Source organism: Ruegeria sp. YTSC230 (assembly GCF_059609665.1).
Genome location: NZ_JBXWMC010000005.1, coordinates 50,842 through 71,101 on the forward strand (window position 1 = coordinate 50,842; position 20,260 = coordinate 71,101).

Genomic DNA, 20,260 nt, shown 5'->3' on the forward strand with positions numbered 1-20,260 from the left:
GGTCGGCGGCCGAGCACCGACCTATTTGGGAAAAAGCCTTGAGAAATTTCATTTGTCTGCCGATAGTTGGCGCGAGAGATTGCTTTAGGAGGACAATCAGGCGTGGCCCTATTCCGAATGTCACCAAAGGCGATGCAGGTTGTGATTGTCGCTGCGGCTCTCTCTGCTACGGCGCAAGCTGCCGGTGCAAGTGACAGTTTCATGGACCCACAAGGTCCGATTGCCGCTGTCCAAAAAGTGCATCTTTTCCGCGCAACTGTCCTGATCCTGTTGGCGGTTGTTCCGGTTCTTGTTCTGGTGCCGCTGATTGCCTTTCGGTATCGGCGGCGCAAAGAAGGCGGAGCCATATACCGGCCCAAGTGGGATTTCTCCGGTCCGTTGGAGTTCGTTATGTGGGGCGTGCCGGTTCTGATTGTCGTGCTGCTATCTTTCTATCTGTGGAAGGCGACCCACCGATTGGACCCATATTCGGATCGCTTTGGCGAAATGCCCGCGCTGAACGTTCAGGTCGTCGGATTGGATTGGAAATGGCTGTTCATCTACCCCGATCTTGGCATCGCCAGCGTCGGAGAGCTTGGCATCCCCGTCAAACAGCAGGTCGCAATGACACTGACGACCGATACTGTGATGCAGTCCTTCATGATCCCTGCTTTGGCAGGCCAGATTTATGCAATGCCCGGTATGACTACGGAATTGCATGTTGTGTCGGATGTGGCTGCAACAATGCAGGGCGAAAACACCCAGTATAACGGGCGCGGGTTCACCAAACAGAAGTTCCAAACCGTTGCCATGTCCGTCGAGGAATTCAACGAATGGGTCGACAAGGTGCGCAGTAACGGCATTGCGCTGAATGACGAGACCTATCGCATTTTGGCCATGCGGACGGACCGGGACGAGGTGCAAGCCGCGTTGGGAACCGCGCAAATGCCAGATAACGCGTTGTATTTCACGCTGGAGGACAGCAACCTGTTTCATTCAATTGTGCATCGGTATCACGGCAACAATGCTCTGACCGCCGACCAGCAGCCGGGGACTGTAGAATTCGGGCAGGAGGCGCAGCAATGACCACCAATGGTTCTGGCTTCTTCGGCCGCCTGAATTGGGACGCGTTTCCGATTACAGGGCTTATTCAGAATCCTAACACGAACGAGATTGTCGCCAACACTGCCGCTGCGATAGTGATTGTCGGTGTCATCGTCGTCGTTGGATCATTAACGTGGTTTCGCCTTTGGGGACCATTGTGGCGCGATTGGCTAACCAGTGCGGATCACAAGAAGATCGGCATCATGTACATCGTCTTTGCAATCGTCATGCTTGCGCGCGGCGTTTTGGAAGGCGTGGTAATGCGGGCGCAGCAGGCGGCCGGTCCGGGCGATGGATTTCTTGAGGCCGAGCATTTCGCCGAGCTATTTAGTACCCATGGCACGATCATGATCTTCTTTGTCGCCGTTCCGTTTGTGTTTGGGTTAGCGAATTTCTTGATACCGCTGATGATCGGTGCGCGCGATGTGGCCTTTCCTGTGATGAACCAGATCAGCCTTGGTCTGACCGTCTCAGCCGGGATGATGCTGATGGTGTCGCTTGTGGTGGGCGAGTTTTCGACCGGCGGATGGACAGCCTATCCGCCATACACCGGTGCGGCGTTCAACCCCGGTGTCGGTCCGGACTACTGGATCTGGGCGATCGTCGTCTCTGGTGTCGGAACAACACTGACGGGCATCAATTTTGCTGTCACGATCTATAAGTTGCGCGCGCCTGGCATGAAATTTATGCGGCTGCCGATGTATTGCTGGACAATTATCTGTAGCTCGATCCTGATTGTCTTTGCCATGCCGCCTCTGGGCGTTGCCGCCCTGATGCTGGCAGCGGACCGGTATCTGGACTTTCATTTTTTCACCAACGACCTTGGCGGCAACATGATGAACTATGCCAATATGTTCTGGCTGTTTGGTCATCCCGAAGTCTATTTGCTGGTTCTGCCGGCCTACGGTATCTACTCTGAGGTCTTCGCAACATTCTCGGCCAAGCGCCTGTATGGCTACAACTCGCTGGTTATCGCCACCATGTCGATAGCGGTGTTGTCATTCACTGTCTGGCTGCACCACTTCTTCACCATGGGTCAAAGCGCGCTGATCAATGCCGTTTTTGGCATCGCGACAATGCTGATCGCTATCCCGACCGGCGTGAAGGTCTATGACTGGATGGCTACCCTGTTCCGCGGGCGCATCCGGTTTTCGGTGCCGATGCTCTACGGGTTATCTTTCTTGATGTTGTTTGTCATCGGCGGGCTTTCCGGTGTGATCCTCGCAAACCCAACAGTGGACTATCAGGTCCACAACACGCTATTTCTTGTCGCCCACTTCCACAATGTCCTGTTGCCGGGTGTGCTGTTCGGACTGCTTGCCGGATACAACTATTGGTTCCCCAAAGCTTTCGGGTTCCGCCTGAACGAATTCTGGGGCCGCGTCTCGGTTGCGTTGTGGACCGTCGGGTTCATGCTGACATTCCTGCCGCTGTATTTCGTCGGCCTGATGGGAATGCCACGCAGGTCATTCAGTTGGGAGGACCCGAGCTTCCACCCGTACATGATCGTCGCCGTCGTCGGTGCGCTGATCATATTGGCGGCTTTGCTGACGGTGATCGTGCAACTGTGGGTTAGTATCCGTGATCGGGAAAAGGCACGCGTTCCGGTCGGTGATCCGTGGGATGCGCATACGTTGGAATGGTCGATCCCGGCCCCACCGCCTTCCTACAATTTTGCCATCATCCCCCATGTGACCGATCGCGACGATTTCGCTGCCGCGAAAGAGCGCGGCAGCGCGTATCCGTTGCCTGATGCCTATGAGGATATCTCGGTTCCGCTGAACACTGGAATTGGGTTCAGTCTCTGCGTACTCAGCGGGGTTTGGATGTTTGCGCTGGTCTGGTGGATCTGGTGGCTGGCGGCGCTGATGACAATCTTTATGCTCGCGACCTTTATCGCATGGACGTTCAAGGCCGAAACAGAGCGGGTCATTCCGGCAGACGACGTGCGTAAGCAGCACGAAGCCTGGTTGGATCTGGTTCACAATTCTACGCCCGTTGACCGTGATCACGAAACTGCCCCGGAAAATCGCGGATTGGCCCGCCCTGATCTGGAGGCCGTGACATGAAACGCGCGCCCACCCACAGCTATCCCGGCCTGAACCTTGGACGGCGGCACGCAAGTGCCGACAAGGCAAGCGAAGTCGTTACCTTCGGGTTCTGGGTCTTTTTGATGAGCGACCTAGTCTATTTCGGGCTGATGTTCGCGATCTACATCACAATGATCGACGCACAGGCAGGCGGACCCGGGCCGCACGAATTGTTCGACCTGAAAAGCATCTTTGCCCAGACGCTGATCCTTTTGACCAGCAGTCTTACTGTGGGTCTGGCGATGCTTGCGCTCAAATACAACCTTCCGCGGTGGCGGATCGTATTCTGGTTCTTCGTGACACTGGTTCTTGGTCTCAGTTTCTTGGTTCTGGAAATGCGCGACTTCATGTCGATGGCCGAAAAGGGGGGTATCCCACAGCGCAGTGGGTTTTTGTCAGCATACTATGGGTTGGTGCCTTTGCACGGTTTGCACGTCACGGCCGGGTGCATTTGGTTGATCGTGCTGGGTATTCAGCTACGAATTTTTGGCCTTACCGATTTGCTGATGTCTCGCGTGGTACGGCTGGCGCTGTTCTGGCACTTTCTGGACCTGATCTGGATTGGCATCATCACTATCGTTTATTTCGGAGGGCTGACCTATGGATAAGCGCAGCGAAATGCATCGCCGCGAGCGTCGTCGCTATGTAATCGGTTATGGTGGGTCGTTATTGTTGACCTTTGCAGTATTTGGAATCGCTTACCGTTTCGGCATTGAGACAAAGGGCGTTTACCTTGCAATCAGCCTGCTCGGATTGGCTCAGCTGATCGTACAGCTGGTTTATTTCCTGCACATCGATCGACGTCGCAGCAGCCGCGAAGATCTGGACCTTATCCTGTTTTCCACGATGGTGCTGCTGATCATCATTCTTGGAACTGTTTGGATCATGGGTAATCTGGCGGTTCGGATGCACACGTTTCCAATGTGACGTTCGGCCAAGCCAAATGAAGGGGGCTGGTTCATGAAATCTCTTAAGGTCGTTGGCGCGGTGGTCATCTTGGGCGCAATTGCCATCGGGCTGCTGTTGTACTGGCGCCATCAGGAACGATACCCTTCGACCGATGACGCCTATGTGGGGGCGAACATCATCTACGTGGCGCCACAGGTCACCGGTCAGGTTGCCGAAGTGCTTGTGATTGAGAACCAGCCGGTCAAAACCGGGGACTTGCTGTTCACGATCGACGATACGCAATTCAAAGCTTCGGTCGATCAGGCCAAGGCCAACCTCGACAGCGCGGTGCAGCAGGCGCAGTCTTACAGTACACAGATCGCGGCCGCACAAGCGGTGGTCGACAGCACGCAGTCGGCCTACAATACGGCTCAGAGTAATCTGGAACGTGCTAAGGCGCTGTTTTCAGACGGTGATCTGGCGCAGGCGTCCCTGGATCAGACCAGTTCGGAATTTGCGCGCGCCGCGGCGCAACTTACCACAAGCCAATCCGCCCTGTTGGCCTTGCAAAGTGGTTTGGCGGCCAAACAGGACGATATACTGTCATCGCGCGCCCAAGTGGAAATTGCGCAGGCCAATCAAAATTGGACCAAGATCTTTGCGTCGGCAGATGGGTGGATCGCCAACCTGACCCTCAGGCCTGGATCGTCGGTTTCAGCTAACGCGCCGCAGTTTTCGATCGTTGAGTCGTCTGATTGGTGGGTGGACGCCAATTTCAAAGAGACATCACTGCCGCGCATTCGTCCGGGTCAGCAGGTCACGGTAAAGATCGACATGATGCCGGGCGTCACTCTGACGGGCAAAGTTGCGTCAATCGGACGGGGGTCGGGGGATACGTTCTCGCTGTTGCCATCCGAGAACGCCAGCGGGAATTGGGTCAAGGTTACGCGGCGCTTTCCGGTACGGGTTGAACTTGATCCTACGGATGCCCCATTGCGGGTGGGTGGCAGTAGCAAGGTGACCGTGGATACCACACCGCAGGCCCAAAAATGACATCCCCGGCAGCAGGCCACATCAATCCGGTGATTGTGGTTGCTGTTGTCCTCAGCGCTATTCTTGAGGTGCTCGACAGTACAATCGTCAATGTCGCGCTGCCCCATATTCAGGCGGCATTCGGGGCAACAACCGATCAGGCCACGTGGATACTGACCAGTTATATTGTGTCGGCCGTTGTGGTCATGCCACTGACGGGCTTTGTCGCCCGCCGTGTCGGCCGTCGACGTCTGATCCTGACCGCTGTGACCGGGTTCGCGACGATGTCGGTCATGTGTGGCCTGTCCTGGAGCCTTGAAACCATTGTAGCCTTTCGCCTGGCCCAAGGCATGTTCGGGGCGTTTCTGATCCCGTTGTCCCAATCCATTCTCTTCGACGCCTATCCCCGTGAAAAACGTGGGCAGGCGATGGCGGTCTTCGGTTTGGGAGTCGTCGTAGCACCGGTGTTGGGGCCCACAGTTGGGGCGATCCTGACCGAGTATTTCTCTTGGCGAATGGTGTTTTTCGTGAACCTGCCGGTAGCCGCGATGGCGTTGCTTTTGTTGGCCGGAGAGTTGCCGGATGACGAAACCGAAGAGGTTCGCATCGATTGGAAAGGCCTTGCTCTTCTGGCCATTGGCATAGGCTGCCTGCAATTTGTTCTGGATCAGGGAGAGACCAAGGACTGGTTGTCATCACGGGTCATTCAGGTTGCCCTCATCGCTTCGGTTTTGGGCGCGGTTGGGTTTATCATCCATGTGCTGACCACGGAAAAGCCGGTTGTCGATTTGCGGTTTTTCGCGGATCGCAATTTCGCGCTGTGCAATCTGGTTATCGCCGGATTTGCCATTTCCCTGTTCGGAGGTATCGCGATCCTGCCGACTTTCGTTCAGAACTTGCTGGACTATCCAGTCATCACATCGGGCCATCTTTTTATCCCGCGAGGGGTCGCCGCCGGGCTGTCGATGGTCCTGACCGGCGCTGTTCTGGTTACGCGTTTCGATCCGCGTGTTCTGGCCGGGCTGGGTATGCTTTTGACGGCTGTCAGCAATTTCATGATGGGGGCGCTCAACATGGATGCTGGATTTTGGGAGCTTGCCTGGCCAGGGGCGGTAAGCGGTTTGGGGATGGGCCTCGTGTTTGTACCAATGTCGATATTGGCGTTTGAAAGCATCTCCAAGTCGCGGCAGGACGAGGCATCCGGCCTGTTCAATGTGACCCGTCAGCTTGGATCATCAGTCGGAATTTCCTTGGTCGGAACTTGGGTTGTTCGGGGTCTTCAAACAAACACGGCAGTTCTCAGCCAAAACGTGACGCCCTATAACCCCGCCGCCCAAGCCTATCTTGCGCCACTGAACCTGACGCCAGACAGTGCGCAGGGGGCAGCTATTCTGGGACAGGAAATTGTTCAGCAGGCTGAACTGATTTCATATCTGACCGTCTTCAACAATCTAGGGCTTTTGGCCTTGGCGACCATTCCGCTGCTGTTCTTTTGCAAAGCACCTAAACCTGGAACGCAGGCGTCAGTGCCTGCACATTAACGCATCAGGAAAAAGCCAAATGCCAGCGCCGCCCAGCAAAGACCCAGGCTGAGCAATATATTGCCCGCCGCCAGCGCCACGGTCCGTTCGCGTCTAAGTTCCAGCGACTGATAGGCAAAGCTGGAAAAAGTCGTGAAGCCGCCGCAAAAACCAAAGACCAGGCGTTTTTGTTCTTCGCCCATCTCTATTGATCCGCCAAGATAGCCGATCCACAACCCCAGCAGCAGACTACCCAGAACGTTTACAATCAGGGTCGAAAACGGCAGGTCATGAACAATTCGCAGAGCGATCCAGTGGCGCAAAACAGCCCCTAAACCACCGCCTAACCCGAACATCGCGTGCAGGAACAATTCGCTCATTCAGTCGCCCTCGGCGGATGAAAGCGCCTTCCGATAGCCTCACCCAAAATGGCGGCTGCCAGTCCCGCCGCGATTTCCAACGCGGCGGCCGAAGCCGCAACCCAGATGTTAGACAATGCCAACCGCTCCAATTCGGAAACAAAAGAGGAAAAGGTCGACAGGCCACCACAAAAGCCGACAGCGCCAAGATGCAGCACATGGGCATGGACGCGGTTTCGCACCGAATACAGCCATCCCAGTATGAAGCAGGCCACGATATTGATGCCAAAGGTCTGCGTCAGAAATCCGGCATGCGGTATGCTCACCGAGAACAACTCGCGCAGCAGCGACCCAACTGCGCCACCAATGAACACGGCTCCGAACATCAATGCCGTGGTCCGAACATGCGTTCGTTTTTGTGTCACAGCCTGCCGTCCTGCCCCTATCCCGTTTCCTCGGGCATAATAGCTGGCGTTGCCCGGATCAACCGTGACCAATGTCCGGACTACATTTCACATCTTCGCCCGTTTGCGTGAAGGCGGGCACAATCGCTTGCAATCTAACAGCGATTTGCCCCACGTTTGGCGAACACCTCGCCTGCTGCAGCAGGCTGGCAAGCACGCGACCCTGGGAGAGCACGAATGATTGTACGCAGACTCTATTACTTCATTGCATATGTGTGTCTGCCGCTGACCCTGTTGTGGGGTTTTTTCTGGCCGCCCGCCCATTGGTTGCTGGTGGTGCTCATTCCATATGCCGTGATCGGCCTTTACGACATGCTGACGACCAAACACAACGTGCTGAACAACTATCCGGTCCTGGGGCATTTCCGGTATATGCTGGAGTTCGTCAGCCCGGAAATCCGGCAGTATTTTGTGGAAACCAACGAAAGCGGCCGCCCTTTCAATAGGATCGTACGATCACTTGTCTACTCGCGGGCCAAAGGACAGGTGGATACGCAGGCGTTTGGTACGCAATACGACGTCCTGTCAGTCGGATATCATCGTGCTAACCACTCGCTTGCGCCCAAGCATGTGGATGAAAGCGAAGAACGGATCATGCTGGGTGGCCCGCAATGCACGCAGCCATACAGTGCGTCGCGGCTGAACGTCTCCGCCATGAGCTTTGGGGCGCTCAGCGCCAATGCGATCCGGGCACTGAACGGCGGCGCCAAGGACGGCGGATTTGCGCATAACACGGGTGAGGGCGGCCTGTCCCCGCACCATCTGGCCGAGGGTGGCGACATCATTTGGCAGATCGGAACAGGCTATTTCGGCTGCCGCACGCCCGAGGGTGGTTTTGACAAGGACCTGTTTGCCGAAAAGGCAAAAAAGGACGTTGTCAAAGCGATTGAAATCAAGCTGTCGCAGGGGGCCAAACCTTCGCATGGCGGGGTGCTGCCTGCCGCAAAAGTGGATCTGGAAATTGCCGAAATTCGCGGCGTGCCGGAACATCAGGACGTGATATCTCCGCCCACTCACTCTGCTTTTGAAGGTCCAACCGGTCTGATGCATTTTGTGCAGCATCTGCGGGAAATGTCTGGCGGCAAACCAATCGGGTTCAAGCTGTGTATTGGTAGACCGTCCGAGTTTATGGCGATTTGCAAGGCGATGCTGGAAACAGGAATCCTGCCGGATTTCATCACAATTGACGGTGCCGAAGGCGGTACCGGTGCTGCCCCGGTCGAATTCACCAACCGGTTGGGCATGCCGCTGAACGAGGCGCTGATTTTCGTAAACAACTGCCTACGTGGCGTCGGTTTGCGCGACAAAATCCGGATCATCTGTTCGGGTAAGGTAGCCACCGGCTACGATATGGTCGAAAAATTCGCGCTGGGGGCAGATATGTGCAACGCGGCGCGCGCGATGATGTTTGCCGTAGGATGCATTCAGGCGCTGCATTGCAATACGAACCGCTGCCCGTCCGGCGTTGCCACTCAGGACCCGATACGGGGCAGGGCGGTCAATGTTCCCCAAAAACGCCAACGCGTACACCGCTTCCACGATGCGACATTGGAAAGCTTCCGCGAACTTTTGGGCGCTATGGGCAAAGACAAAGTGTCAGACCTTCACCCGGTAGATATCCGCCGCCGTACGGCAGACGAGCGGGAACGGTCTTATGCCGAACTCTATACCCTTATCGACGAGGGTGTTTTGCTGACAGACACAATACCGTCCGACTACGCGGCCGATTGGAAACTTGCCTCGGCGGATCGCTTTTAATTTTTTTGGAGATATCGCCAAGGATTGACGTTTTCGATCCGTCATACTCAGTGTGATGCGTATGAAAACATCGGATGAGGACTTGGCCAGGGCCGCCGCGGACGGGGACGCTGAGGCGTTTGCGACCCTGTTGCAGCGCCATTACGACCGGGTCTTTCGTCTGGCTTTTCGTCTGACTGGACGGGCAGGTCAGGCCGAGGATCTGACACAGGATGTCTGTGCAGCGCTGCCCACCAAAATCGCGGGCTTCCGGGCGCAGGCCAAGTTCACGACCTGGCTCTACCGCGTGGTTGTCAACGCGGCCGAGGACGCCCGGCGTCGCCAGGCAAGCCACAGCCGCGCCGCCGCAGGGTGGGGTGATGTGGAGCAATTGCGCCGGGCAGAGGCGACCGAGACGGCCCAAGCAATGGATTGGTTGCAGCGCGCCATGCGGTCTCTGCCACCCGATTTGCAAGATACTCTGGCCCTGACATTAGAGGATGAAATGACACACGCCGAAGCTGCAGCAGTTCTGGGCGTGTCCGAAGGCACCGTGTCCTGGCGCATGTCCGACATTCGCAAACGTCTGCGCGCCCTGCGACAAGAGGAATTGGCACCATGACCGATGATCTTGATGACTTCAAAGCCTTGATGGATGCTGCGACGCCGGCACCAGATGCCGAACGGCGGGCGCAAAACTTAAAACGGGCTCAGAAAAATTTTGCACACAGCCAAGGATCGCATGCTGCGGTGCGTCCGACTGTTAAGCGAGGCCCAATGGCCCGCATGACAGAAGGAGCGAAATCCATGTTGAATGCTTTGTCCCATCGCGGCGCCCTGACCGCGACAACCGCCGTTGCCGCCGTTGCGCTGATTATGTTCTTGCCGCAATCCCGCGACTTCGTTGTGCAGCCCTTATCGCGCAGCGAAAGCCCTGCGCCCGCACCCGAAGCAGATTCTGCCGCACTGGAAGAACCCGTCGTTGAGGCCCCGGTCGTAGTTGAAGAGTATGCCGCGCCCGTGCGATCCAAAGCGGCCGCCCCTCAGCAAGGCGTTTCGGGCTTGGTTGCTGAAAACACTGCGCGACTTGGCATCACTTCGGGCGATGCCGCTCATATGATGGTTGAACCAGAGGTGGGAATTCTGCCCTTCCCGGATACCGAGGCGTTTTCAAACGCTGAAGCCAATCCTCTGAAAGTCACCAGTGAAGAGCCTGTTTCCACCTTTTCAATTGACGTTGATACGGCCTCCTATTCGATCGTCCGGTCCTCTCTTATGCGCGGTCAGCTTCCACCCAAGGATGCCGTCCGTGTCGAAGAGATGGTAAATTATTTTCCTTACTCGTATCCCGCACCAGAAGGGGACGCGCCGTTCCGGCCGACGATCACAGTAACACCGACGCCTTGGAATGAGGGTACTCAGCTTGTGCATGTCGGTATCCAAGGGGCATTGCCGCAGATTGAGGACCGACCACCGCTGAATCTGGTCTTTCTGATCGATACGTCGGGATCGATGCATGATGCCAACAAACTACCACTGTTAAAACAATCGTTCCGTTTGATGCTGTCCGAGTTGCGAGACGAGGACGAGGTCTCGATCGTGACCTATGCCGGAAGCGCGGGGCAGGTTCTGGAACCCACCGCGGCCGTGGAACGTGACAAAATCCTCGGCGCGCTCGACCAGTTGGAGGCAGGCGGTTCGACCGCAGGTCAGGCCGGGTTGCAACAGGCATATCAGGTAGCCGAAAGCATGAGCGCCGACGGTGAGGTCACGCGCGTCATCCTGGCAACGGACGGCGACTTTAATGTTGGCTTGTCTGATCCTGATGCGCTGAAAGACTTCATAGCAAATAAACGTGACAGCGGTACGTTTCTGAGTGTTTTGGGTTTTGGCCGGGGTAATCTGGACGATGCCACGATGCAGGCACTTGCCCAGAACGGAAACGGACAGGCCGCGTATATCGACACGCTGAGCGAGGCGCAAAAAGTCCTGGTCGACCAGTTGACCGGCGCATTGTTCCCAATCGCAAACGACGTCAAACTCCAGGTTGAGTTCAACCCGTCACAAATAGCCGAATATCGCCTGATCGGATACGAGACGCGCGCGTTGCGTCGGGAAGATTTCACCAATGACAAAGTTGATGCCGGTGATATTGGAGCAGGCCACTCGGTCACGGCGATTTACGAGGTCACGCCTGTTGGTTCAGACGCCACCCTGAACGACCCGTTGCGCTATGGTGCCCAAGCGGTGCGCGGTGGTTCGGATGAGATCGGGTTTTTCAAGCTGCGTTACAAAATGCCGGGATCTGACCAGAGTCAGTTGATCGAACAGGCCATTGCGGCGACGCAGGGCGAGGCTACAGACGATGTCCGCTTTTCCTATGCCATCGCCGGATTCGGGCAGTTATTGCACGGTGCAGAGTATCTGGGGAACTGGTCCTACGACGATGCGATCGGATTGGCAAACGCTGCACGTGGCGAAGACCCCTTTGGGTACAGGGCCGAAGCTGCCACGCTTATGCGGCTTGCGCAAACGTTGTCAAGGTAACAGCGGGCAATGGGGCGCTGTGTTGGGCAGCGCCCGTGTCCCGTCAATACGATCTTTGGTTGTTGGCCGCATGTGTGTTGATCCGGCGCACGCTCCACTCTACGGCGTCGCGCATGGTCCTGCCCAAAGCATCGTCAAAGGCTTTCACAAGGTCAGGCGTCGCATCGCTGGCAGAGGCAACAACTTCCCGAAATGAACTGGACGCGATGATCTTGTCTTCGAATTCATCAATGATCTTAATGTTCATGCGCACTTCGACGCGGATGGTTTTTGTCCCCTCAACATCGCTGACGACGAACCCCTGAAATTCGCGCAGGTCCGGAACGATGACATAATCGGCGCGCAGGCCCACGGTTGAGCGACCAACAGCGGCCACCTTGCCGCTGTTTTCATAGCTTTCGACCAACAGCGCCTGTACGATAAGCGGTGCACGGTCGACCCATCTGGCGCGCGGTAGATATTGCACCTGCAATGGGGTCGGCTGAATAGCGATCTGATCGGTATTGACCGCCGCCGTTGCAGTTGGTTCCTGTACAACGATTTGTTTCTGCACACGCGGCAAAGAAGACGAAAAGGTGCTTTTCGGCGTCAAAAGATACAGGTCGTTTGGCTTGGATGCCTGCCTCAGCGTGCCCAACCCGGTGCACGCGCCCAGCGACCCCAACGCCAGAACCAAAAGAAACAGCCTGATCATTGGCGAAACTCCGAAGCTTGGGTTCCCAGTAAGAAGCGTGCCGGGTCACGTTCGACCTTGTCCACCAGCCGATCCAGGCTGATTACCAATCGTTGCGACTCTTCTACGAAACGTGTGAATTGCGGCAGGCCGACGCGGAGGAAGTCGGACAATTGCCGTCGGTTGTCCTGAACGATGCCGTCAATGGTGCCCAGCAACTCGGACGCCGATCGCGATGCATTGAGGATATCGGCCGAAATTTCGTCCAACTTGCTTGTGACATTAGACACTGTTGAGGCGACCTGATTGGCCGCATTGCGAATATCGTCCATGACTGCGCCGACGTCTTTGTTGATGACCTCATTGGCCGAGTCAAAAGCGCGTTCCGCAGAAGCCAATGTGGTGTTTGCTGTATCCATCGCTGCCGTGATCGACCCCAGTGTTTTGTTTGCATTCACAAAGGTCTCGGTCGCGGTCGCCAAGGCAACGCTGCCTTCGTCGGACAGGCCGGTCAGGCGTTCTGCCAATGTTGAGGCTCGATCGATAAATGGTTTCACGTCGTCCTGTATTATGCGATCGGCCGATTCAATTGTTGTCTTGGCGCTGTTCAGTGTTTCCGTTGCGGACTCGGATGCAGTTTTTACGCTTTTGAGTGTGTCTGTCCCTGTCGTCAGGGTGGTTTCGGCTGTATCGGCCAATTTATCAAGCCGCGTTGTAAAGTTGCCCAGTTGCTTGGCAGCGCCGCCAAGGTCGGTGGACAAGCTTTCGAAATCTGTCAGCGTTTTGTCCAGCCTGCCGGACGCAGAAGCCAGGTTGTCCAAAATTTCGCTGACGGATTGGCGGTTCTTGTCGTCAACGACCGAGTTCAGACTTTCAAGCAGGGTAACCGCCTCATCCAGAACTTTCGGGGCGCCTTCGAACAAGGATTGAATTGCGCTGCGCTTGCTTTTGATTACGCTGTTTTCCGGCAAGGGTTTGTCGCCGCTTTTGCCACCTGTCAGCTCAACATAACTAACGCCTGTGACACCCAGAGATTGTAGCTGCGCGATGGTATCTTCGGTGACGGGTATGTCGGCATCTACTTCAAGCTTAACGCGCACCTTTGACGGATCGTCCTCGTCCAGATTCAACGAAATCACCTGACCAACGGGCAAGCCGTTGAAGCTTACGCCGCCCGCAGAGGAGAGGCCCGATACGTTTTCGAACAGAACGTCGTAATATGCGTATTGGCGCGACACCTCGAATTTCGCGAGCCATAGGAAAAACCCGAAGGCACCAAGGATGCCCGCGATTGTGAACGCGCCAATCAGGATATAGTTTGCCCGGGTTTCCATAGCCTCTACCTGTCCTGCCCCTTCTCTTGCGCCGCGCGGGCCCGGTGGCCGGTGAAATACTCTTGAACCCAAGGATGGTCGACTTTGGTCATTTCTTCAATCGGACCTTCAACCAGAACCCGTTTTTCTGCGAGCACTGCGACCCTATCGCAAATGGCATAAAGACTATCGAGGTCATGTGTGACCATAAAGACGGTCAAGCCTAAAGCATGCTGCAATTCACCGATCAACTCGTCATACGCAGCCGCGCCGATTGGGTCGAGGCCGGCAGTTGGCTCGTCCAGAAATACGATCTCGGGGTCCAAAGCCAAGGCGCGGGCAAGGGCGGCGCGTTTGCGCATTCCGCCGGACAATTCGGAAGGCAATTTCCCGCAACTCAGTTGCGGCAAACCGACAAGGCTGATCTTCAGGTTACCAAGCGCGCACATCAGGTTTTCGCTCAGCCCTGTATGTTCGCGCAGTGGCGCCATCACGTTCTGCAAGACCGTCAGCGAGGAAAACAATGCCCCATCCTGAAAGGCAACGCCCCAGCGACGCTCAATCCGGCGGCGTTCCTGTTCCGGGCCATTCAATACGTCGACACCCAGCACCTCAATGCTGCCCGCCGCGGGTCTGTTCAGGCCCACAATCGTGCGCAGCAGAACCGATTTGCCAGTTCCCGATCCACCGACGATCCCCAGAACTTCACCACGCCACACATCCAGATTCAGGTTCTGATGTACAACTTGAGGTCCGAACTGGTTTGTAAGATTGCGAACGCGGATCACCGCTTCGCGCTGAGCGCCGGTATTAGATGTCTGTTCCAGCGTCGTGCCGTCCATCTCAGACCTCCATCACCGAAAAGAAGATCGAGAACAAAGCATCCAAAGCGATCACCAGAAAGATGGACTGCACAACCGAAGCCGTGGTTCGTTGCCCGACGGATTGGGCAGACCCCTTGACCTGCATTGCCTGCCAGCAAGCAATAACGCCGATGACCAAGGCGAAGAAGGGGGCCTTGATCATGCCGATGGCGAATTGCCAAATACCTGTGTTTTCTTTCAGGCGCGTGACGAACATGCCAGGGCTGACCCCAAGGTCGATCCAACTCATCAATCCGCCGCCGATCAGGGCGGCAAGGTCGGCGATGAAGCCAAGGATCGGCAGCATGATCAACAGGGCAACAACACGTGGGATCACCAACACCTCGATTGGGTCCAAACCCAATGTGCGCATTGCGTCGATCTCTTCCTGGACCTTCATCGAGCCAATCGAGGCGGTAAAAGCCGAGCCTGAACGCCCAGCAACGATGATCGCTGTCAGCAAAATGCCGAGCTCACGCAAAACTGAGATCGAAATCAGTTCGACCACGAAAATCTCGGCGCCGAACTGCTTTAGCTGGGTCGCGCCCTGAAAGGCCAGTACGACGCCGATCAGGAACCCCATAAGGGCAACGATCGGGATGGCCTTGAGGCCGGTCTCTTCCATTTGCGAGACCAAGGCCGCTTTGCGCAGACGGCGCGGCATTAGAATTGTACGGACAAGACGATGCAGCGTCAGACCCAGGAAGCCCAGCAGGGATAGCATGCCTTTTCCGGCCTGGGCGGTGCGTTCCCCGACACTTGCGACCCAGTCGGTAAAACTGCGCTTTTCAGTTGCCACACCGGGGTCGTCGGGAATGTTTTCCGCCACGGTTTCCAAAAGCGCGGAATGGGCGGGCTTTAACCCTTCATAATGAACGTTTGCGCCACTTGCCTTTGCGCGCCGCGCAACATCGGCAATCAGCCATGCGCCACCGGTATCCAGTGCTCCGACCTTCGAAAGATCGACAGTTAGTTCGTTACTGTCTGCTCGAAACCCTTCAAACGCCTTTTCGACCATGTCCAGGGATTGAGTCACCAGATCACCCGAAACCCGCAGGTAAACGCCGTTGGCGTCACGGTCCGACTGTATCACTGGCTGCGTCATGAGCGTATGTGATGGCAAAGGACATTGACCTGCAACGGATTTTTGCGAACTACGTTGTATTTCTTACCGCTCAATAGCGTCTAAGTGACATCTCCAGACACCAAAGTCATGGTTGTGGTTGGTTTTGCGCTCAACTGGGCCGACCGGTGCAAGATCATTTCAAATTAATCTGTTGCTTCTGTTGCAAGGGCGCGTGGGGCGAAAATCCGATGGGTTGTGACTCAGGTGTTGCGGGGTTCTGCGAACCAAGACAGAGTTCGCTCTGGCGCCACTGACGTGGAATCAGGGAGAGCGAAATGCGGCACGCTAAGAATGTTTTGTTCATCATCATAGATCAGTTGCGCGCCGACTGTCTGAACGGCGCTTTAGCGGCCCATGTCGATCTGCCAAACCTGCGTGCATTCATGGACGAGGCGGTGACGTTTGACCGGCATTTTTCGGTGACCAACCCCTGTGGTCCTTCGCGTGTGTCAATTCTGACCGGGCAATATGCGATGAACCACCGGTCGGTTCGCAATGGAACCCCGTTGCGGCATGATACCCCGAACATCGCGACCGAAATGCGCAAAGCCGGCTATCTGCCCATGCTGTTTGGATACACGGATACATCCGCCGACCCTAGGGTGCATGATCACAACGATCCGATCCTGAAATCCTATGAACACCCAATGGCTGGGTTTCATGAGGTCCTCGAAATGCGGTTGGAGGAATCCTATCCTTGGCGCGGACATCTGATGCAAAAGGGTTATGCGTTCGAAGACTACTGGGACGTTCACAAGCCGGTCGCGCCGGATGGGGGTGATCCCCGATTGAATGACCCTGCGATGTATCGGGCGGAAGACAGCGATACTGCCTTCCTGACGGACGTGTTCTTGAACAGCATGGCGCCTTATGTTGGCCAAGACTGGTTTGCCCATCTGACCTATATTCGACCACACCCGCCATTGGTCGCCCCGGCACCCTACAACGATATGTATGACCCAGCGACCCTGCCTCGGCCCGAAGGGTTCTCCAATTCGTTGGATGAGCGGGCGATGCACCCATTTATTGGCCCGACAATTGACAATACGTCTGCCAATGATTTTGTTCTGGGCTTTGACGGGGTTGAGCCGACGCTTGAAAACACCCAATCCCTACGCGCCGTTTACTTGGGCCTTGCGACCGAGGTTGACCACCACATCGGGCGTGTCGTCCAGTTCCTGAAGGATAGCGGCCAATACGACGACACGATGGTTGTCATCACTGCGGACCACGGAGAGATGCTGGGCGACCGACACAGCTGGGGCAAGATGGCGGTCTTTGACGCCGCCTATAAAACGCCATTGATGATTAGGGACCCCAACAATCAATCGCACGCCGGATCGGTGATCTCGGTGCCGACGGAATCCATCGACATAACGCCGACGATTTTGGATTGGGTCGGCCAGCCGATCCCGAATTCCATGGACGGCCGGTCGTTGCTGCCGCTTTTGCAAGGGCAAATCCCCGACGATTGGCGCACATATTCCTTCAGCGAATTGGATTTTGCCGAACCCGAGCAGCCAACAATCTGGCAGCAGGTTTTGGGTACGGGTAATAGCGATTCATGTCTGGGCATCCTGAGGGATGAGCGTTTCACTCTGGTCGAATTCGCCGCAGACCTTCCGCCCATTCTGTTTGATCGGCAGGATGGTGGAGAATTGCGGAACAAAGCAAATGATCCCGAATGTATGTCGGTCTTGATGCGCCTATCCAGACAAATGTTGCGCCATCGGATGCAAAATATGGATCATACGCTGTCCCTGGATTCCATTACGGCGGATGGTCCCAAGACCAAATCCAGGTATTGAACGCAAAATATATGCGACCAGTTTTTCCAACCTGTCGCGCTGTTGCCCTCTACACCTGTAACAGATCCGGTGTTACGCATGTGTCGCGGGGAGGATGGGTTTGGAAATATCCGAGCAACAGATAAAATCTATGACGACAGCTGGTCTGAACCTGATCGGCCAGGCCCTGTCGATCTATGACAGTCAGCTTCGGCTGGTGGTCAGCAATCGACCGTTTCAGACAATGTTCGATCTGCCGGACCATCTTGTCCAGCCCGGCGCGTTGTTCAGTGATACGATCCGGCACCTCGCATCCAGTGGCGAGTATGGATATGTCGATGACGTCGAAGAGGCCGTCGATCTGCGTGTCAATCAGGCTTTGACATTCGAATCTCATTACATCGAACGTATTCGTGCCAACGGTCAGGTTATCTCGGTCGAGGGTGCCCCACTACCCAAAGGCGGGTGGGTGGCGGTCTATACCGACATTACAAATACAAAACAGGCCGAAGCCCTGCTGCGTGCCCGATCCGAGGAACTATCTGGCCAGTTGCTCGACCGGGCTGAAGAATTGTCAGCAACGAACAGAAAACTGGCGGCGACAAATTCGGCGCTGGAAGAAGCCAAGCGCCAGTTGACCGAAATTGAAGCGCGCACCCGTATGACGACCGAAATGATGCCGGCCCATATTGCGCATCTAGATGCCGATGGCCGCTATGATTACTCCAACCGGCGGCTCAACTCGGTCATGCCCGGTCGCCCTTCCGAGATTTTGGGTATGCATATTTCGCAGGCGTTGGGCAATGCTGCCTTTACTCGCGTCGAGACGCATTTACAAAAGGCCTACGCTGGCGAGACCTCTGTTTTTGAGTTTACCGAAGACCAGGATTCCAGACGGATTCGCGTATCCTTCACGCCTGATGGCGAGGGTGGCGTTTACATCATGTCCGTCGACATCACCGAAGAGACACAGGCGCGCGTCGCGCTGCAGCAAACCCGTCGCCGCGCGATGGCTGCACAGATGACAAGCGGGTTGGCGCATGATTTCTCGAACCTATTGACCATTATTCTGGGCATGCAGTCTCAACTGGAAAAAATGGATTTGTCGGAAGAGGCTTTGGAACTGATCGACGCGACCAAGCAGACAGCACGCAGGGGCGGACAATTGCTGAATCGCATTGCGGATATGACTGGTAACCGGACACCTCAGCCAAAAGCGACAGACATGCGCGGGCTGCTGGAAGATCTGCGCATTCTGGCCTCTCCATCTTTGCCGCGCGGGGTCGGCCTGTCGTTGGTGAATACATTGCCTGACAAAGCTCTTATGCTGGATCCAGGAATGGTTCAGGACGCCTTGCTGAACCTGGTTTTGAATGCGCGCGACGCTTGTGGTGAAACCGGTCAGATTACAATCAGCGCCCACACAATCGGTGAGATATGGACGGAAATAGCAGTGTCGGACACGGGCCCCGGGTTTTCGAAAGATGCGTTGGATAAGGCGCTGAACCCATTTTTTACAACCAAAGGCGACAAAGGGTCAGGCCTTGGTTTGCCGATGGTCTACGACACCGTCAAGTTGGCCGGGGGCGACCTGAGTCTGCGCAACACTCCGTCAGGTGCGTCGGTTATTTTGCGATTGCCGTACCGTGCGGCCCCGCCGGTACAGGAGGGGTTGGTTTTGTTGGTCGAAGACAGCAACGATCTGCGCAGTCAATTCCGCGATATGTTGGTCGACATCGGGTTTGCAGTGATTGAGGCGACGTCTTGTGACGAAGCCATCGCCCTGGCAAAAGATGTCAAAGACATTGCTTTGGTGCTGTCCGATATTCGCCTTGAAGGGCAGGAGACGGGTTTGGATCTTTTGGCAAAACTGGAGCCCGCCTTGCCCCGTATCCTTATGACATCCTTGCCTTATTCCGATCCGTTGTATCGCGAGGCGCTGAAACGTGCGCCGGTGCTGCGGAAACCCTTTACCCGGGCGCAACTGTCCGCCCTGATCCGTGACGAGGCTGCCTGATGACCCAACCGCTGGTGACCATCGTCGATGATGAGCCCGAAATCCGGCGCATTCTGACCGACGCGCTTGAAGAAGCAGGCTTTCGCACCCAGAGTTTTGCGCGCGCGCGGGAATTCGAAGCGTCGCTCAAACGGGTCACGCCGGACGTATGTCTGGTTGACTTGTCATTGCCGGATACGGACGGGTTGGCACTGGTCCATCGGTTGGCGCTGGAGCAGGGGGCTTCGGTCATTATCATATCCGGTCGTGCTCAGGTTCAGGATCGTGTCACCGGTTTGGAGCTGGGGGCGGATGACTATATTACCAAGCCATTCGACCCTGCCGAAGTTGTGGCGCGCATTCGGGCGCGGTTGCGGTCCCCCAAGGCGCAGACCACACAGTCTGACGTGGCGCGTTTCAACGGTTGGACGGCTTATTTTGATCGCTACATCCTAGAAGACGGATCCGGCGCCGAGACCCCGTTCAGTCATGCAGAGGGAGAAGTTCTGAGGCTGTTTCTGGAAAGTCCCAAGCGATTGATCAGCCGCACTCAGATGCAAGATGCCCTGGGTGGCGCTGCCGGCGACAGTTTCGATCGTGCGATGGATGTCAGAATTTCCAGGTTGCGGACCAAACTGGGCGAAGACCCCAAAAACCCTCGCCTGATCAAGACTATCTATGGTGCCGGATATATATTTTTGGGTGATGTTGAATGGTAAGCAATGGTCTAAACGACGTCCTGCCGCGTTAATACTTGGGGCACCAGTTTGTCGTTTGACGCT

The 20,260-nt window shown here is 56.0% G+C and carries 18 protein-coding genes; 12 read left to right on the forward strand and 6 right to left on the reverse strand.

Annotation, left to right across the window (positions count from 1 at the left end; all coding sequences use genetic code 11):
* Window positions 1-102 precede the first annotated feature (102 nt).
* Genes AC2FD9_RS11315 through AC2FD9_RS11340 form a run of 6 tightly spaced genes read left to right on the forward strand, consistent with a single transcriptional unit; the run spans window position 103 to window position 6,634 of the window.
* Window positions 103-1,065, forward strand: a complete 963-nt coding sequence (locus AC2FD9_RS11315; RefSeq protein ID WP_496736051.1) for a ubiquinol oxidase subunit II — start codon at window positions 103-105, stop codon at window positions 1,063-1,065.
* Window positions 1,062-3,152, forward strand: a complete 2,091-nt coding sequence (locus AC2FD9_RS11320) for a cbb3-type cytochrome c oxidase subunit I (RefSeq protein WP_496836920.1) — start codon at window positions 1,062-1,064, stop codon at window positions 3,150-3,152. Before AC2FD9_RS11315 ends, AC2FD9_RS11320 begins: the two co-directional genes overlap by 4 nt.
* Window positions 3,149-3,781, forward strand: a complete 633-nt coding sequence (locus AC2FD9_RS11325; protein ID WP_282119480.1) for a cytochrome c oxidase subunit 3 — start codon at window positions 3,149-3,151, stop codon at window positions 3,779-3,781. The genes AC2FD9_RS11320 and AC2FD9_RS11325 overlap by 4 nt, the downstream gene beginning before the upstream one ends.
* Window positions 3,774-4,100, forward strand: a complete 327-nt coding sequence (locus AC2FD9_RS11330; RefSeq protein ID WP_058277205.1) for a cytochrome o ubiquinol oxidase subunit IV — start codon at window positions 3,774-3,776, stop codon at window positions 4,098-4,100. The genes AC2FD9_RS11325 and AC2FD9_RS11330 overlap by 8 nt, the downstream gene beginning before the upstream one ends.
* 33 nt (window positions 4,101-4,133) lie before the next feature.
* Entirely contained in the window at window positions 4,134-5,114 is a 981-nt protein-coding gene (locus AC2FD9_RS11335; RefSeq protein ID WP_282169456.1) for an HlyD family secretion protein, read from the forward strand.
* Window positions 5,111-6,634, forward strand: a complete 1,524-nt coding sequence (locus tag AC2FD9_RS11340; RefSeq protein WP_496836921.1) for a DHA2 family efflux MFS transporter permease subunit — start codon at window positions 5,111-5,113, stop codon at window positions 6,632-6,634. Before AC2FD9_RS11335 ends, AC2FD9_RS11340 begins: the two co-directional genes overlap by 4 nt.
* Here AC2FD9_RS11340 and AC2FD9_RS11345 read toward each other — a convergent pair.
* Both AC2FD9_RS11345 and AC2FD9_RS11350 read right to left on the reverse strand, forming a co-directional pair.
* Window positions 6,631-6,993, reverse strand: a complete 363-nt coding sequence (locus AC2FD9_RS11345; RefSeq protein ID WP_282169458.1) for a fluoride efflux transporter FluC — start codon at window positions 6,991-6,993, stop codon at window positions 6,631-6,633. The two genes, AC2FD9_RS11340 and AC2FD9_RS11345, sit on opposite strands and share 4 nt — an antisense overlap.
* Window positions 6,990-7,397 (reverse strand): fluoride efflux transporter FluC, encoded by a 408-nt coding sequence (locus tag AC2FD9_RS11350; RefSeq protein WP_261307899.1) that lies wholly within the window; start codon window positions 7,395-7,397, stop codon window positions 6,990-6,992. The genes AC2FD9_RS11345 and AC2FD9_RS11350 overlap by 4 nt, the downstream gene beginning before the upstream one ends.
* 216 nt (window positions 7,398-7,613) lie before the next feature.
* Between AC2FD9_RS11350 and AC2FD9_RS11355 the strand changes: the two genes are divergently transcribed.
* From AC2FD9_RS11355 to AC2FD9_RS11365, 3 genes are all read left to right on the forward strand, one after another.
* Window positions 7,614-9,194, forward strand: coding sequence for an FMN-binding glutamate synthase family protein (locus AC2FD9_RS11355; protein WP_282169459.1), 1,581 nt, complete (start codon window positions 7,614-7,616; stop codon window positions 9,192-9,194).
* Between the two features lie 61 nt (window positions 9,195-9,255).
* Window positions 9,256-9,795: an RNA polymerase sigma factor gene (locus tag AC2FD9_RS11360; protein WP_496837195.1), complete on the forward strand. Its 540-nt coding sequence runs from the start codon at window positions 9,256-9,258 to the stop codon at window positions 9,793-9,795.
* Window positions 9,792-11,720 carry a vWA domain-containing protein gene (locus AC2FD9_RS11365; protein WP_282169461.1) on the forward strand — a complete coding sequence of 643 codons (1,929 nt, stop codon included), beginning with the start codon at window positions 9,792-9,794 and terminating at the stop codon, window positions 11,718-11,720. The genes AC2FD9_RS11360 and AC2FD9_RS11365 overlap by 4 nt, the downstream gene beginning before the upstream one ends.
* A gap of 43 nt (window positions 11,721-11,763) precedes the next feature.
* Here the strand turns inward: AC2FD9_RS11365 and AC2FD9_RS11370 are convergent, their stop codons facing one another.
* The 4 genes from AC2FD9_RS11370 to AC2FD9_RS11385 are packed head-to-tail and all read right to left on the reverse strand — an operon-like array spanning window position 11,764 to window position 15,674.
* Window positions 11,764-12,414, reverse strand: a complete 651-nt coding sequence (locus AC2FD9_RS11370) for an ABC-type transport auxiliary lipoprotein family protein (RefSeq protein ID WP_109310978.1) — start codon at window positions 12,412-12,414, stop codon at window positions 11,764-11,766.
* Window positions 12,411-13,727: an MlaD family protein gene (locus AC2FD9_RS11375; protein ID WP_109310979.1), complete on the reverse strand. Its 1,317-nt coding sequence runs from the start codon at window positions 13,725-13,727 to the stop codon at window positions 12,411-12,413. Before AC2FD9_RS11375 ends, AC2FD9_RS11370 begins: the two co-directional genes overlap by 4 nt.
* Before the next feature lie 5 nt (window positions 13,728-13,732).
* Window positions 13,733-14,548, reverse strand: coding sequence for an ABC transporter ATP-binding protein (locus AC2FD9_RS11380; RefSeq protein ID WP_496836924.1), 816 nt, complete (start codon window positions 14,546-14,548; stop codon window positions 13,733-13,735).
* 1 nt (window position 14,549) lies between these two features.
* A complete protein-coding gene (locus AC2FD9_RS11385) occupies window positions 14,550-15,674 on the reverse strand; it encodes an MlaE family lipid ABC transporter permease subunit (protein WP_496836432.1) in 1,125 nt (374 codons plus the stop codon).
* A gap of 296 nt (window positions 15,675-15,970) precedes the next feature.
* Between AC2FD9_RS11385 and AC2FD9_RS11390 the strand changes: the two genes are divergently transcribed.
* The 3 genes from AC2FD9_RS11390 to AC2FD9_RS11400 all read left to right on the forward strand — a co-directional run bounded on the left by AC2FD9_RS11390 (window position 15,971) and on the right by AC2FD9_RS11400 (window position 20,197).
* Entirely contained in the window at window positions 15,971-17,503 is a 1,533-nt protein-coding gene (locus tag AC2FD9_RS11390; protein ID WP_496836926.1) for a sulfatase-like hydrolase/transferase, read from the forward strand.
* A gap of 130 nt (window positions 17,504-17,633) precedes the next feature.
* Window positions 17,634-19,499 carry a PAS-domain containing protein gene (locus AC2FD9_RS11395; RefSeq protein ID WP_496697732.1) on the forward strand — a complete coding sequence of 622 codons (1,866 nt, stop codon included), beginning with the start codon at window positions 17,634-17,636 and terminating at the stop codon, window positions 19,497-19,499.
* Window positions 19,499-20,197, forward strand: a complete 699-nt coding sequence (locus AC2FD9_RS11400) for a response regulator transcription factor (protein WP_058274613.1) — start codon at window positions 19,499-19,501, stop codon at window positions 20,195-20,197. The genes AC2FD9_RS11395 and AC2FD9_RS11400 overlap by 1 nt, the downstream gene beginning before the upstream one ends.
* The last annotated feature ends 63 nt before the right edge of the window (window positions 20,198-20,260 follow it).